Source organism: Lichenihabitans sp. Uapishka_5, from assembly GCF_033947565.1.
Taxonomy (GTDB): domain Bacteria; phylum Pseudomonadota; class Alphaproteobacteria; order Rhizobiales; family Beijerinckiaceae; genus Lichenihabitans.
On the sequence record NZ_JARPVX010000007.1, the window covers coordinates 19,841 to 34,254 of the forward strand.

Here is a 14,414-nt window from a genome sequence, read left to right on the forward strand (position 1 = left end):
ACATGCCGCCACAGCAATGACGTTTCCGAGCCCGGCCTGCTCCCGCAGTGCCGGGTTCGATCGTTTCTGGGCCATGGTTCAGGCGGCCTCCTCGATGACGCCCACGAGCTTCGCCGCGACGTGCGCGGGCCAGGCGACCGCACGCCCACCGATGCGGATCGGTGTCGGAAATTTGCCGCTACGGTAAAGCCGGCGAATATGGGCGACGCTGAACCCGGTCAGCTCCGCCATTTGCTTGACGTTCAGAAGTCGATTGCGCTCAAGAGAAGGTGGCAAAACCACCGGCGTCGGCGCGTTACTATTCGAGCGGTAGGCCATTTCTGTCCTCCACCACTGCGGCATGCAGCAGCTTGTGGAGGCAATAATGAGCATTTTAGAACGGAAGGGAGGGTAAGCTTGTGTCCTTCTGTTCACCCACCGCTTGGAGCAAGAGTTGTCCTACTTTTCCCGCTCGTATTTGATCAGGATCGAGCCGTCTCTGAATAGACGTCGCCAAAAGCTGTCGGCTGGTCTTACGGCTCCCACACGAGTGATCTTCTCTCCGGGGAAAAGCTCCAGTGTGTCGCCTTCGGCCGGGTAAACTCGGAGTGAATAGCCGAGATCACCGGGTGGGGTCGGGTCGGGTTCAGCGAAGTTCGCTTTTCGCCACTCCCGAAACCCCTCCTCAAGTCGCTGCGTGGTGGCATCAAATGAATGACCCGGTGCACCAAACTCCGCAGCGATGTTCTCTGCTGCTTCAGGAATTGTCTCACCACGTCGCTCGACGTTGAAACGCATCTGCACCAGGAAGCCGTGATCAGGAGGACCATAAGCCGCCTCCTGAGCAACCTTCGCGCCCCTGACCAGCCCATGCCGATCAAAGCCATATGCCTTCATCGCTCGCAGTGCGTCGTCGAATACCGGGTCTCCGGTTGCCGTATGCATCCGCTCCAGAGCTCGAATTAGCTCAGGCGCGCGAAGTCGATCGTCCTGCTTTTCTTCAATCCGATGCGAGCTGCCTGAGGGAACCCTTGCACGGCGATCGTTCCATTCCTTTTCCGCCTGCAGCCGTTTTCGCTGGCGTGCGGTGATCCTCCCAGCAGTCAAAGCAGCACCCTCATGCAGTTAGGCAATTGACGCGTTCAGCCCAAAGCGCCAAGGCTGCCCGCTTCTCAGCCGCATAGGTCGCGCGATTGTAGATACCTGCCACACCTGCGCGATGGCCGCTGATATGGTTCAGCACCGCCTCCACAACATGCGGCTGCACCCCGAGGTCGGCCATGCGGGTCGCCGCTGTCCGCCTGAGATCGTGCAACCGCCACGGCACCAGGATGACCTTCTTGCCATGTCGCTGCTGCAGGTCGCCCAGCATGCGCGTGTCGAGCTCAGCCTTGGCCTTAGACCAGCCGCTAAACGATCCCTCGCGCGAACCGAACACGAGATCCCGCCCCTCGCGCCGATGAGCGCTGCCCAGCAGCTCGATGGCGAGCGAAGGCAGCGTCAGGTCGAGCGGCAAACCGTTCTTCGTCCGATCGCCCGGGATCGACCAAACGTCGCCCCGCAGCTCGCTCCAGGCCATAGCGCCCACTTCGTCCCGTCGGCAGGCCGTCAGGATCAACAGGCGAACGATGGCGCCGTAGTCACCTGCCCCGGCATGCTTCCAGACCAACGCGATCTCCTCGTCGGACAGCACGCGATCGCGGGCGACCTCAGCGGTCGCCTTGTTGGTGCCGGCGACCGGATTGTCGTTCGCGAGCCCCTCGCCGATTGCCCAAGAGAACATGGCCGACAAGGCGGCGCGAGCACGGTTGGAGGCGAAGGGCCCGCTTTCCGTCGCGATCTTGCCGAGCTGATGCGAGACGTGCGCACGATTGATCGAAAACAGCGGCCGCTCGCCCAACGGCTTCCAGTGCTTGCGCAGATGTCGCTCGATCTCGGCAAGGCTGCCGGGCTTGAGGCGCTTCGCAGCATGGCGAGCAAGGTAGTCCTCTGCGGTGCGCTTCAGCGTGACCACGGCCTGGGACCGCGCCTCCGCCGTCTCAAGAGCCGGGTCGACGCCCAGCGACACCTTGGCGAGCGCGGCCCTAGCATGGGCACGAGCCTTGTCGGCATCGATCTGCTCGAGCGTGCCCAGCCGAAGCCGGCGCTGCTTCTGTCCGAGCCGATATTGAACGAACCACGTTCGCCGGCCGCCGGGGTGCATCCGCAGCCCGAACCCTGCTAAGTCGTCATCATAGACGACATGCTCGGCCTTCCCGACCGGGAAGCTGAGCTTCGCGACACTCGCTTTTGTGAGTCTCATCGAAAACCGGAAGCAAATCGGAAGCAACACTGCGCCGCTTCTCGATCCGATATGCTCACAAATGTCTGAGGGTGTCACGGGAAAAGCAAGTGTTTTCAGTGGTGTCGCTGCTTCCTGCTTTCTCTTGCTCACTCGCCGCCTAAGACTACGAATCTGGGGGTCAGGAGTTCGAATCTCTTCGAGCGCGCCATATAACTCGTTGCTTTTGTTTGATATTCCTTGTCCTCCTCAGGGTGGGATCCCGGCTCGCTGTTGCATGCTGCCCACACTGCAGGGTATGTGATCGGAGCGGCGATGGCTGTAAGAACTGAGGCTGCGGCATCGTTGCGCCAGGAGCAGACTTCGATGTCGGGCTGCAAAGGTCAGCTTTTCGAGAGAAAGCAGACCTTTGCAGCCACGTGCCCAGTGTTCACGCCGTACTTACAAGCCGCGCTCTATCTGAACGAGGCGGACCAGGTCGCGGGCGTCAGGCTCACCGCGCGATCCGGCGGCGGCTCCAGCGTGAAGATCTGCGGCGCGGCGGCGAACTCGAAGACCCGGTACAGACGCCATTCCGCCGGTCGCTCCCGCGAAAGCGCCTCCTCGTTCCGCGTCAGGAAGAACGGGGTCGTGCGCATCCCGCGGGTGGCCCGGCCCGCACCCAACGGCGCACGGCGTTGCGGGATGCCGCAACACGACGGGCGATGGTCTTGATGGGCAAGCCTTCACCATGGAGGCGCAGGGCCATCTCACAGCGGTCCTGTCGCCGGCTGTTCTTCTCTGGCCCGGAGGGATGCTCGGTCGGGATCGACGGCCTCGGCACGCTCCGGCGTGCCACGTCCTTGATTTCGGCGTGGTGTCGCTCGACAATGCTGCGCAACGCCTCGGACGCATTGACGAGCAGGTGCCAGCGATCTGCGACCTGGGTTGCCTTCGGCGCGCCTGTGCGCGCAGCCTCGGCGTAAGGCCCTGCGCGGTCGCGGGTGATGACAGCGACGCTTGGGTGGGCGGCGAGCCAGTCCCGGACCGGTGCCGAAGCGCGACCGGGCAGCAGGTCTATGACCCGGCGTCGTTCCAAGTCGCACACGATCGTGCCGTAGGATCGGCCACGCCGCCACGCCCAATCGTCGATCCCCACAACCCGTGGCGGCGGGCACGGCGTGCTGCCGACACGGCGGATCAGGCGTAGAACGGTGTCGCCGCTGATGGGCATGGCCAGCCGGCGCGACAGACGAGCGCCAGGCTCCCCGCCGAGCACCATGCCGATGGCGGTCTGTGCCGAGGCCAGCCGGTCACTCCGACGCGCTTTGCGCCTCCCCAAGCCCGGCACGCGTTCAGCAAAGATGCGTCCCGGGCAACGGCTGCAGCGGAAGCGCCGGATCTTGATCCACCAGGTCACGGCCCGCTCCTGCCAAGGCAGATCCTGCAAGGTCCGCCAATAGCTGCTGTGCACCCGACCTGAGGCTTGCCCGCACGATGGACAAACAGCTTCGATTGCGATGGTCCGCGCACTGATCACCAGGCCGGCCGCATCGAACCGCAGGTCGTCGACGTGAAGACCGTCCGGCACCGACGGCAGTGATGAGTTCGAGATCGGCATCGCTCGCCTCCCCGACCACCATGGAATCACGAGTTGAATCAGAGGTCAGCACCGAATGTGCGGAAGAACCCCAAACGGGACCCCGGGGAACGGGTCCACACTGGCTCTCATGGATCATGGGAGCCGCGGTTGGGATGCTGATTGTGGAGACGATTTCGAAGGTCCGCCGCGCCTTCTTCGTGCAAGGCAAGTCGATCAAGGCGATCTGCCGCGAGTTCCGTGTATCGCGGAAAGTGGTCCGCAAGGTGCTGCGGTCGGATGCGACCGAGTTCCGCTACACGCGCGAGACGCAGCCGCTTCCCAAGATTGGTCCGGTCCGGGACCGGCTCGACGAGCTTCTCCGGGCCAATGTCGGGAAGACGGCCCGAGAACGGCTCACCCTGATCCGTGTGTTCGAGGAGATCCGCGTCCTAGGATACGAGGGCGGCTACGTTGCGGTGCGCCGCTACGCCCACAGCTGGGCGGAGGAGCGCACCGCGTCGACGGCGCAGGCTTATGTGCCGCTCACCTTCGACCCTGGTGAGGCCTACCAGTCGATTGGAGCCACGAGATCGTGCTGATCAACGGCACGACCGTGACCGTGAAGGTGGCACACGTCCGCCTTTGCCATAGCCGCATGCTGTTCGTCCGGGCGTACGCGCGCGAGAGCCAGGAGATGGTGTTCGACGCGCACGAGCGCGCGTTCGCATTCTTCAGGGGCACGTGCCAGCGCGGCATCTACGACAACATGAAGACGGCGGTGGAGACGATCTTCGTCGGCCGCGAGCGCGCCTACAACCGTCGCTTCCTGCAGATGTGCGGGCACTACCTCGTCGACCCCGTCGCCTGCACGCCGGCTTTGGGCTGGGAGAAGGGTCAGGTCGAGAACCAGGTCGGCGTGGTGCGCGAGCGCTTCTTCACGCCGCGGCTGCAGGTGAAGTGGGATTGCCCCGTTTTGGTGGACACCCTGAAGCTTTCATCAGAGGTGTTGCCAATGCCCAAGACATGTCCGCCGTATTCGCCTGAGTTCCGCCGTCAGATGGTGGATCTGGTACACGCTGGTCGCGATCCGGATGATCTCGCCCGAGAGTTCGAGCCGACCGCGCAATCGATCCGGAACTGGACCGCCGATGCGGACAAGAAAGAGAGTCGGCGGGAAGAGGTGCTACCGGGCCTGAATGCGGCTGAGCGGGACGAACTGATCCGACTGCGGCGTGAGAACAAGCAACTTCGCGTCGAGCGGGACATCCTGTCAAAAGCCGCGGCCTGGTTTGCACGGGAGACCGGGACGCTCCCGTCCGGCTCTTCCGGTTCATGAGCGGGAACCAGGCCTGCTTTCCGGTTTCCACCATGGCGCGCGTGCTCGGCGTGTCCAAGGCGGGCTACTACGCGTGGCGGCACAGGCCGCTGTCCAGCCACGCGGTTGCCGACGCGGCGTTGCTGAAGCGGGTCCGGACCGTGCACGCCAGTTCGCGCCAGACTTACGGCGCACCTCGTGTCCACGCGGATCTCCAGAGCCTGGGCGAGCGCCATGGCCGCAAACGGATTGCGCGTTTGATGCGAGAAGCCGGACTGGTGGGCGCGAGCCATCGGCATGGCGGTCCGATAACAACCGTGCGTGACAGGGATGCTCGGCCTGCGCCGGACCTGGTCGACCGTAACTTTACGGCATCCGGTCCGAACCAGCTCTGGGTTGCGGACATCACCTATGTGCCGACAGCAGCCGGCTTCCTTTATCTGGCCGTCGTTCTGGATGCGTGGAGCCGCAAGATCGTTGGCTGGTTGATGGCCAACCACCTGCGGGCCGAGTTGGTGCTGGACGCGATGGAGGCGGCCGTGGGGCAGCGCCGTCCAAAGGACGTCATCCATCATAACGACCAGGGCAGCCAGTACACGTCCGTTGCATTCGGCAAGCGCTGCGGTGAGGCCGGCGTGCGGCCCTCGATGGGATCGGTGGGCGATGCCTACGACGATGCCATGGCGGAGAGCTTCTTCTCAACGCTCGAGGCCGAGTTGCTGCAACGGCGGCGGTTCGCCTCCCAGGCAGAGGCGAGGATGGCCTGCTTCAGCTACATCGAGGGTTGGTACAACCCGATGCGTCTGCATTCTGGCTTGGGCTACCGATCACCAATGGTCTACGAAGCCGAAGAAAAGACAGCCGTGATCGAGCCCTAACCCGCAAGCCCGAAAACTGTCCACTGAATCGGGTCAATCCCAATCCCAGTTTGGGATTGACTCGACCGTGGTCCGTGCCCACGTGTCGGCCGCAGGCGCAAAAGGAGGCAAGACGGGCAGGCGCTTGGCCGCTCGCGCGGCGGCTTTTCGACCAACATCCACCTCAAGACCGACTTCGACGGCCAGCCTCTTGCCTTCCACCTGACGGGCGGGGAAGCCGGCGACAGCCCTGTGTTCCCCTTGCTGCTCGACCTTGGGCCCGATGTGACCCCACGCGCGGCGTTGGCCGACAAAGGCTACGATTCCAAGGCCAACCGCGCTGCGGCCCGAGCACGCGGCATCTGCCCGGCCATCCCGACCAAGTCCAATGCCAAGAACAGGCCGAAGTTCTTCTCCAAGATTATGTACAAGGGTCGAGCGCGGATCGAGCAGGCCTTCGGCAAGCTCAAGCGCTTCAAGCGCGTCGCCCTCCGCTGCGAGAAAACAGCCAAGAGCTTCACAAGTATCGTCTCATTAGCCCTCGGGTTCATCCTGCTCAAATCCGTCCACACGGCCTAAACGAAGTGGGTTATTTGCCGTCAATCGTAGATTTTTAGGCCGAATATTGGCTGCGTTTCAGAGCTCTATTTAGCTTCATATCAGAACTGTAGTTCTTAAGGCTACATCATCGCAGCGGAACGCGGCGGCAAGCACTGACGGGGCACTCACCCTGCGCGCAGGGCTGTGCGTCGTCGATCCGATTACCGTTGCAGGCGTCGTGCCCTTCGGCGGCGCAGAACACCCACACCGCCCGTTGCAGCAGGCGGGGGAACACCGTCGGGCCGCCGGGGCAGAAGCGCCGGGCGTCGATGCGCTCGGCCGCGGCGATCACCTCGGCGCACCCGCCGGGAGCGTAGCAGCCGCGACCGTAGGCGTGCTCGGCCGCGAGGTCATGCAGGCAGCCGGTGCGGTGCAGCCAGTTGTGCACCAGGGTGTCGACCACCACCATGCTGGCGCCGGTCTCGACCCACAGCGGGCGGCCGGGGTCGCCGCCGAGCAGCATGTCCGACAGGGCGAGCGACAGCACCTTGGCCGAGATGCCGAACACGTTGGTGAGTGAGGCCAGCACTGCATGGCGCAAGTCTGGGCCACGGCGTGGGCCCGAGATCGAGGCCGCCCTCGCTAGCCGGTCGTCGAGCCAGCCGACGAGGTCGCCGCCGCAGATGTCGCGCACGAACAGGAACAGAGCATAGGCGGCCTGGTTCAGCCGCACGTTGCGCAGGTCGTGGGTGGGCAGCGGACAGGCCCGGATGTGAGCCGGCTCGGCACAGGTGTAGCCGACCTTGGCAAAGCAGCAGTCGTGGAAGTGCAGTAGCTCGCGAGCTTGGGGCAGCTCGGTCCAGCGGCGAGTGCCGCCGCGACGTCCCCGGAGCTGATCGTGCCGTGCTGGTCGAGGTAAGCGGCCGCGATGCCTTTGGAGACGCCCTGATAGTTGAGCACCCGGGCCAGCCAGTCGAACAGCATCGGGCTGTCGCGGCGAGCGATGGCGGCGGCGAGGCCGGAGGCGGCGAAGAAGCGCTGCAGCTCGGGCAGCAGCGCCCTCGGAGCGGTGACGCGGCACACGTCGGCAAGGCGTCCAGCGACGAGTTCGAGGTCGAGGTTTTCGGTTCGCACGATGCGGATTTCGGGGTTCGCCTTTGGCCTGATGACCGATCAGTCTGCCTCATAGCGCAGCCACCAATTACCCCGTCAAACCCGATCTTTGGGCCCCTTCGGCCTCCATTTGGCGTTTTCAGCCGCTCAAGCGCGGCCGCTTCCCCTCAAGTGCTCGAAGCCGGCTCCTTCGATGGAGGTGCCGCAGAAGGCGGGTAGATCGGCGCTTATCGATGTCGTGATCGGGGTCATTCGTGCCCACGGCTTCCGCGATGAGGCGCCAATGTCGATCGCCCACTTCCTCCAGCAGCTAATCCTTGACGATGCCCATAACAGAGTTGCGGCATCCCGAGCCGGATTGCGCCGTCCCGCCTTGACGAAACGGCCATGGCCGTCGAACCCGGCGCCAGCCATAGGGTCATGCGGCGTCCCGCGCCAGGGTTTCAGCCCTGCCGACGAGGTGCCCGACCACGAAGCCGGCGTCGCGCCCGACGTTGAGGAAGCGGCCCGAGCCCCAGGTGTGCAGCCATGGCATGCCGACCAGATAAAGGCCGTCCACCGCCGTGACGCCGCGCGCGTGAGCCGGATCGCCGGCGGCATCGCACAGCGGCAGGTCGACGAAACGCCAGTCGGACCGGAACCCGGTGGCCCAGACGACGCTCGAGACCCCGGCTTTTGCGAGGTCGAGTGCGGCGGAAGGCTCTGCCGGCGGCTGCCATACGGGCACGTAATGCGGGGCGGGCTCCGCCGCGATGCCGGATGTGGCGATGTGAGTGTCGATCAGGCCGCAGATGCCGTTATAGACCGCATCCGCGCTGTCGAGGTTCCGGGCCAGATCGTCGCCGAACCGCAGGACGCCGTCCGCGATGCCGGTGAGCCGGCCATGCAACTGCATGCCTTCGCGCGCGAAACGGCGCAGGTCGATGTCGCGGCCCCCGTCCCGGCCGGTCAGGTAGTGGTTGGCTTGTTTGCGCACCGCAGCGCCTTTCGGGTGCTGGTCGACCGGCAGGTCGTATTGCCCGAGGTCGGCCAGCCATTCGACGGCGTCGCGGCCGCGGTAGACCCGGGGGCAGCGCGGCGCGCTGCCGACCACGAGGTGGACCTGCCGCCCCGCAAGGTGCAGATCCTCGGCGATCTGGCAGCCGGACTGGCCCGACCCGACCACCACCACGGCGCCGTCCGGCAAGGCGGCCGGGTTGCGGTAGTCCGCCGAATGGATCTGGGTGACGGCGGGCGGCAGCGCGCCGGCGATCGCCGGCACATTGGGCCGATGATAGGCGCTGACCGCCAGCACCACGGCATCGGCCGTGACCGGCCCCGCCGTCGTCTCGACCGTAAAGGCGCCCGCGCCGTCCCGCGCCACACGGGTCACCCCGACACCTTCGCGCACCGGCGCCTCGATGGTGCGCGCGAAATCCTCCACATAGGCCACAATGGCGTCACGCGGCATGAAGCCCTTCGGGTCCGGGCCGGCGTAAGGGAAGCCCGGCAGCTGGCACTGCCAGTTCGGCGTCACCAGGCAGAAGCTGTCCCAGCGCTGGTCCCGCCAGGCATGGCCGACGCGATGCCGCTCGAAGATCACATGCGCGAGCCCGCGTGCCTTCAGATGGGCGCTGATCGACAGGCCGGCCTGGCCGCCGCCGACCACCACCACGGGGTGATGGGGAATGCTTGGAGGCATGGGTGGATCTCCTGGCGCTACGGCGCGGCGGTGTTCAGTCTTCAAAAAGCAGCACGGTGACCTGGGCGTCGGGGCTCGCCGCAAAGGCGCGGCCCGCCGCCTCGATGCGTTGCAGCTGGCCGAGCGCGAGGCTGCACGGCATGCCGTAGCGCGCAGCCACGCGATCGCTGGCGATGGTCAGCGCGTCCCGGCTGCGGGCCAGGAAGTCCGGCACCGCATAGGCGGCGCCGGGCACGAAGAAATCCTTGATGACGAGCGAAGGCGAATAACAGCGTTCCTCGGTGCCGTCCGGCCAGCGGATGTGGAAGCGCATCTCAGGCATAAGCGGCGGCTCCGAGCGTGGCGTAGAGGGTCAGATGGGCGCGGGCGACGGCGTCCCATCCGTGGCGGGCCGCTACGGCGATGCCGCGTGACCGGAAGGCCGCACGCACCTCCGGCACGCGCGACAACACCATGGCGTCGGCGATGGAGGACACCTGTTCGGGGTGACACCACAGGACGTCCTCGGCCGCGAGGTAATCGGTGAAAGGCGCAATGCGCGAGGTGACCACCGGCAGGCCGCACGCCATGGCCTCCAGCACCACGAGGCCGAAGCCTTCGACGAGGGACGGAAACAGGAGCGCGTCGGCGTTGCGGTAGAGCGCCGGCATGTCGTCGTCGGCCATCGGGCCGAGCCGCAGCACGGCGTGGTCCGGCAGACCGCTTGCGGCCAGCACGGCCGCGAAGCGGGCTTGGGTCGTGCCGTGATCGAGCAGCGAACTGCCGCCCGCGATGACGAGCTGCGCCCCAGGCAGAGACCCATGCACCCTCACGAAGGCTTCGAGCAGCCGCACCGTGTTCTTGCGCGCCTCGACGCCGCCGACCGCCAGAAACACCGGGCCGCCCCCAAGGCCGAGCCGGCGGCGCAACGTGGCGTCGCCCGGCTGCGGCTGCGGCGAGAACCGGACACGGTCCACGCCGTTGCCGACCAGGGTGGCCGCGAGCCCATAGCGCGCCGCGAGCGCATCCCGCCAGGTGGCACTGACCACGCAATGCACGTCGGCCGCCATGATGGAGCGATCTTCGAGGGCGGCCACGCGGGGGTCGGCGAAGGTGTCGACGTGATGCACGGTGCGGACGAAGCCGTCGATCAGCCCCCGCGCCTTCAGGGTGGCGAGAGCGTTGGCCGAGATGCCGTCCTGGGCATGGAACACGTCGAAGCGCCGATGCGCGGGGTCGGCGAAGTGGCGTAGATAGTCTTCAATTCGGGCCTCAACGAGCGCCGCCGTGCTGGCGGTGCCGGCCAGCGGCGTTGCCGGCACCGCCACGGTGGCGCAGGCGGTGGCCCGGAAGAAGCCGCGGCCGCTCGCGTCGGGCGCATGGACCGTAGCTTCATGGCCGAGGCTTTCGAGCGCATCGGCGAGTTCCAGCGCATGCACCACCCCGCCGCGCGGGTTGGTGGAATGGCACAGGAGGGCGACGCGGCTCATGCGGCCGCCGTGGTGCCGCCCGGGGCGCACCCGATCAACCCGTCGCGCGCGAAATCCCAGATCAATGCCGCCTCAGCGCCATGGCGGACCGACAGCTGCCGGCTGGCATCGACCGCGCCCACGGCGGCGGCGGCGATGCCGCGCCCTGCAAAGCGCGCCAGCACGGCCGGCACGTGCGCGGGCGCGACCGCCAGGATGTAGCCGTAGCTCGGAAAGCTTTGCAGCCAGCGCCCGAGATCGACGCCGTCCGGGCGGGGCACCGCCGCAAGGTCGAGCGCGATGCCGACGCGCGAACATTCGGCCAGCATGGCCGCGGTGCCGACGAGGCCGCCCTGGCTGATGTCCTTGGCGGCGCGGCAGAGCCCCGCCTCGGCAATGGCGGGCAGCACGGCGAGATCGCCGCGCAGGCGCGTCGCCGGGGCGTCGGTGGCGGCTTCCCAGTTGGAGAAAGGCTCCCGATAGCGGCCGCGCAGGTCGATGGCCGCCACCAGCACGTCGCCGGCCGCCGCGTCGAAGCTCGTCAGCAGGCGCTTGGCCCGGCCCAGTACCGCCACGGCGAGCTGGCCGCGGTCGGTCTTCAGATTGCTATGGCCACCGACGATCGGCACCCCGAAGTGCGTCGCCGCGGCCTTCAGGCCCTCGAGCACGGGCGCGGCGCCGTCGGCCCCCGCGGCCCACAGCGCATCCACCACGGCGATGGGCCGGCCGCCCATAGCGGCGATGTCGGACAGGTTGACCATCACGCCGCACCAGCCCGCGAACCAGGGGTCGCCAGCCACGAAGCCGTTCATGAACCCCTCGATGGCGAGCAGCAGGAAGCCGTCGCCGTCGGGGATGGCGGCGCAATCGTCGCCCACCGGCACCGCCGAAGCACCGTCGAGGCCGAGCGCCGCCGCCACCGTGCCAATATCGGCCTTGGCCCCGAGGCCGGGATTGGCCCGCAACCCCGCCACAAGCGTTTCGAACCCGACACCGTCCCCCATCAGGCCGCTTTCCGGGCTAGCGCCAGGAAGCCCACGTCAGGCGTCACGAAAGGCGGGTAGAAGCTGAGATCGGCCTGCATCCGCATGTGCGGCAGGCCGTGCAGTTCGACCGTGCCCACCACATCCCAATGCAGGCGCTGGAACAGGAGGGCGTTCTGGCTCTGCACATGGGCCAGGAAGGTGGAGCAGCCGCGCGCATGGGCGGAGCCCACCGCGAGCCGGATCAGCGCGGCGCCGAGCGCCCCCACCCGGCGGTGGTCGGCCGCGACCGCGAGCCGCGAGCCCCACCAGGTGCCGGGCTCCGCCTCGTGGATGCGCACGGTGCCGACCACGGCGTCGGGCGCCACCGTATAGGACGACAGCGCCACGATGGGCGTCGCCACCGCATCGATGCTGTCGCGGTCGTGGTCCGTGAACAATCCCTGTTCGTCGCAGAACACCTGCCGGCGCAGCACGGCAGCGCCGCGCTTTTCCCAGGCTTCGGTGGCGTATTTGACTGTAAAGGCGCTCGACACGTAGGGGCGGACGGACTCGAAGATCATGCGGCGCCCCGCCGCTCATAGGTCGACAGGGCCGAGCAGGCGCCGCATTTGGCGCAGCCCGCCTTGACGTCCGTGGCCTTGAGGCCGCCCGCCACCAGCATGTCCGACAAAGGCGCCAGGATATCGTGCATGAAGCCGGCCGTGGGGGTCGGATGGCTTTCGAGCGGGGTGCCGGAGATTGGCACGAAGGGCACCACGAAGGGGTAAACGCCGAGGCCGATCAGCGTTTCGCTCAGCGACAGGATGGCCTCCCTGGTGTCGCCGAGCCCGGCCAGGATGTAGGTGGAAACCTGGCCGCGTCCGAACACCGGCACGGCCGCCGCGAACGCCTGGAGGTAGCGTTCGATCGACACCTGGGCCTTGCCGGGCATGATGCGGGCCCGCACCGCCGGGGTCACGGCTTCGAGGTGCATGCCGAGCGCATCGGCGCCGGCCTGCCGCATCCGCGCGAACCAGATGTCGTCGTCGGGCGGCTCGCATTGCACCTGGATCGGCAGGTCCACCGCCGCCTTCACGGCCGCGGCGCTCTCGCACAGGATGGCGGCGCCCCGGTCCTTGCCGGGCGGCGTGCCGGTGGTCATCACCATGTGGCGGACGCCGTCGAGCTCGACCGCCGCCTTGGCGACCTCGGCCAGCTGGGCCGGCGTCTTGCGCTCGATCGTGCGGCCGGCCGCGAGCGACTGGCCGATAGCGCAGAACTGGCACGTCTTGGTGCGGCTCGCGTAACGCACGCAGGTCTGCAGCACGGTCGTGGCCAGCACGTCGCGCCCGTGCAGCACGGCGATCTTCGAATAAGGCACGCCCTCGGCGGTGGCGAGGTCGTAGAAGCGCGGCCGCTGCGGAAAGCTGATGCGGGCAACGGGGTGGCCGTCGCGGGTGATCGTGCTGAGGCCGCCCGCGTCCGGTTTTTCGGCCAGATAGGGGCTCTCGAAGGCGGGCGCCGTATGGACCGGCACCATCACGGTGACGCCGTCGATCGTCACCGCCTTGTGGTCGGACGGGCCGGCGCCGCCGCGGCGGCTGTCGGCGCCCGCGGTCGGGTCAACCAGCCTGACGCCGAAGGACTGCAACTCGTTGATCAGCCGTTCCGTCGGAACCGTCGGCGTCATCGCGTTCATCGGCGGGTGTCCTGGGCTGGGAAAGCGGTTGGGTTGCGTGCATCGGCAGCGCGGGACGCCCGTCGAGCAGAAGGCTCATCAGTTCGGGCCGGGCGTAATGGCCGACCGAGTCCATCATCCGCTTGCGTTTGGTGATGAGCCCCATGTCGAGGTCGGCCAGAAGGATGCCCTCGCCTTGCGTCAGCGGCGGCACCAGATGGGCGCCTTCCGGCGACACGATCGCGGTCATGCAGCCGCCGCGCAGACCGCGGCGAAGTTTCTCGTCGGGCGAGATCCGGGCGATCTGCTCTTCGGTCAGCCAGCCCGTGGCATTGACCACGAAGCAGCCGCTTTCGAGCGCATGGTGGCGGATCGTCACCTCGATCTGCTCGGCGAAGATCGGCCCCACCAGCGAGCCGGGGAACTGGGCGACGTGGATCTCCTCGTGCTGCGCCATCAGGGCGTAGCGGGCGAGCGGGTTGTAGTGTTCCCAGCAGGCGAGCGCGCCGACGCGGCCGACCGCGGTATCCACCACCTTGAGGCCGGCGCCGTCGCCCTGCCCCCAGATCATGCGTTCGTGGAAGGTCGGGGTCAGCTTGCGGCGCTTGAGCTTGAGCGATCCGTCGGCGTCGAACACGAGCTGGGCGTTGTAAAGCGAGCCGTGGTCGCGCTCGTTGACGCCGAGCACCACCACAAGGCCATAGCGGCGCGCCGCCGACGCCACCGCCTCGGTCACCGGCCCGGGCACCACGACCGCATGCTCGTAAAGCCGGAGGTGCTCGCCCCCGGTCATCACGGGCGGATGCACGAAGGAGAAGTAGGGATACCAGGGTACGAAGGTTTCGGGGAAGACGACGAGGTTGGCGCCCTTCCCGGCCGCTTCGGCGATGGCGTTGAGAACCCGCTCGAGCGTGCCGGCGCCCGAGTCGAGGTCGGGGGCGATCTGCACGGCGGCGGCGCGGATGGTGCGGGATTCGCTCATCGGGTCTGGGTCCG

General features: G+C 67.2%; 14 protein-coding genes and 3 pseudogenes. 3 read left to right on the forward strand and 14 right to left on the reverse strand.

Translation table 11 applies throughout. The features are described from left to right. Positions 1-78 precede the first annotated feature (78 nt). From P7D22_RS04790 to P7D22_RS04810, 5 genes and pseudogenes are all read right to left on the reverse strand, one after another. Complete coding sequence (locus P7D22_RS04790) at positions 79-318, reverse strand: helix-turn-helix transcriptional regulator (RefSeq protein WP_319933078.1); 240 nt, start codon at positions 316-318, stop codon at positions 79-81. A 120-nt stretch (positions 319-438) separates the two neighbouring features. Next, positions 439-1,086: a hypothetical protein gene (locus P7D22_RS04795; protein WP_319933079.1), complete on the reverse strand. Its 648-nt coding sequence runs from the start codon at positions 1,084-1,086 to the stop codon at positions 439-441. Positions 1,087-1,096: 10 nt separating this feature from the next. Next, positions 1,097-2,413 carry a tyrosine-type recombinase/integrase gene (locus P7D22_RS04800; RefSeq protein WP_319933080.1) on the reverse strand — a complete coding sequence of 439 codons (1,317 nt, stop codon included), beginning with the start codon at positions 2,411-2,413 and terminating at the stop codon, positions 1,097-1,099. 302 nt (positions 2,414-2,715) lie between these two features. Then, complete coding sequence (locus P7D22_RS04805) at positions 2,716-2,898, reverse strand: protein NO VEIN domain-containing protein (protein WP_319933081.1); 183 nt, start codon at positions 2,896-2,898, stop codon at positions 2,716-2,718. An 11-nt stretch (positions 2,899-2,909) separates the two neighbouring features. Continuing rightward, positions 2,910-3,839: pseudogene (locus P7D22_RS04810) on the reverse strand (ISL3 family transposase); the annotation flags it as partial. A 155-nt stretch (positions 3,840-3,994) separates the two neighbouring features. Here P7D22_RS04810 and istA point away from each other — a divergent pair. The 3 genes and pseudogenes from istA to P7D22_RS04825 all read left to right on the forward strand — a co-directional run. Beyond that, positions 3,995-4,773, forward strand: a pseudogene (istA, locus tag P7D22_RS04815) (IS21 family transposase); the annotation flags it as partial. Between the two features lie 60 nt (positions 4,774-4,833). Beyond that, a protein-coding gene (locus P7D22_RS04820) for an IS3 family transposase (protein ID WP_319933161.1) occupies positions 4,834-6,014 on the forward strand; the annotation gives its coding sequence in 2 pieces (ribosomal slippage) (positions 4,834-5,092 and positions 5,092-6,014; 1,182 coding nt in all). A gap of 99 nt (positions 6,015-6,113) precedes the next feature. After that, a pseudogene (locus tag P7D22_RS04825) lies at positions 6,114-6,572 on the forward strand (IS5 family transposase); the annotation flags it as partial. Between the two features lie 106 nt (positions 6,573-6,678). On the opposite strand, the gene P7D22_RS04830 reads toward P7D22_RS04825, so the two are convergent. From P7D22_RS04830 to P7D22_RS04870, 9 genes are all read right to left on the reverse strand, one after another. Then, on the reverse strand, positions 6,679-7,266 hold the full coding sequence (locus P7D22_RS04830) for a hypothetical protein (protein WP_319933082.1): 588 nt from the start codon (positions 7,264-7,266) through the stop codon (positions 6,679-6,681). Further along, positions 7,257-7,667 (reverse strand): hypothetical protein, encoded by a 411-nt coding sequence (locus P7D22_RS04835; RefSeq protein ID WP_319933083.1) that lies wholly within the window; start codon positions 7,665-7,667, stop codon positions 7,257-7,259. The genes P7D22_RS04830 and P7D22_RS04835 overlap by 10 nt, the downstream gene beginning before the upstream one ends. Positions 7,668-8,064: 397 nt before the next feature. Beyond that, positions 8,065-9,327 carry an MSMEG_0569 family flavin-dependent oxidoreductase gene (locus P7D22_RS04840; protein ID WP_319933084.1) on the reverse strand — a complete coding sequence of 421 codons (1,263 nt, stop codon included), beginning with the start codon at positions 9,325-9,327 and terminating at the stop codon, positions 8,065-8,067. A 34-nt stretch (positions 9,328-9,361) separates the two neighbouring features. Continuing rightward, a complete protein-coding gene (locus P7D22_RS04845) occupies positions 9,362-9,649 on the reverse strand; it encodes an MSMEG_0570 family nitrogen starvation response protein (RefSeq protein ID WP_319933085.1) in 288 nt (95 codons plus the stop codon). Then, complete coding sequence (locus tag P7D22_RS04850) at positions 9,642-10,796, reverse strand: MSMEG_0565 family glycosyltransferase (RefSeq protein WP_319933086.1); 1,155 nt, start codon at positions 10,794-10,796, stop codon at positions 9,642-9,644. Before P7D22_RS04850 ends, P7D22_RS04845 begins: the two co-directional genes overlap by 8 nt. Further along, entirely contained in the window at positions 10,793-11,779 is a 987-nt protein-coding gene (locus P7D22_RS04855) for a sll0787 family AIR synthase-like protein (protein WP_319933087.1), read from the reverse strand. The genes P7D22_RS04850 and P7D22_RS04855 overlap by 4 nt, the downstream gene beginning before the upstream one ends. Next, on the reverse strand, positions 11,779-12,321 hold the full coding sequence (locus tag P7D22_RS04860) for an MSMEG_0567/Sll0786 family nitrogen starvation N-acetyltransferase (protein WP_319933088.1): 543 nt from the start codon (positions 12,319-12,321) through the stop codon (positions 11,779-11,781). The genes P7D22_RS04855 and P7D22_RS04860 overlap by 1 nt, the downstream gene beginning before the upstream one ends. After that, positions 12,318-13,439: an MSMEG_0568 family radical SAM protein gene (locus P7D22_RS04865; RefSeq protein ID WP_442916027.1), complete on the reverse strand. Its 1,122-nt coding sequence runs from the start codon at positions 13,437-13,439 to the stop codon at positions 12,318-12,320. Before P7D22_RS04865 ends, P7D22_RS04860 begins: the two co-directional genes overlap by 4 nt. After that, entirely contained in the window at positions 13,363-14,400 is a 1,038-nt protein-coding gene (locus tag P7D22_RS04870; protein WP_319933089.1) for a Nit6803 family nitrilase, read from the reverse strand. The genes P7D22_RS04865 and P7D22_RS04870 overlap by 77 nt, the downstream gene beginning before the upstream one ends. Positions 14,401-14,414: the final 14 nt, after the last annotated feature.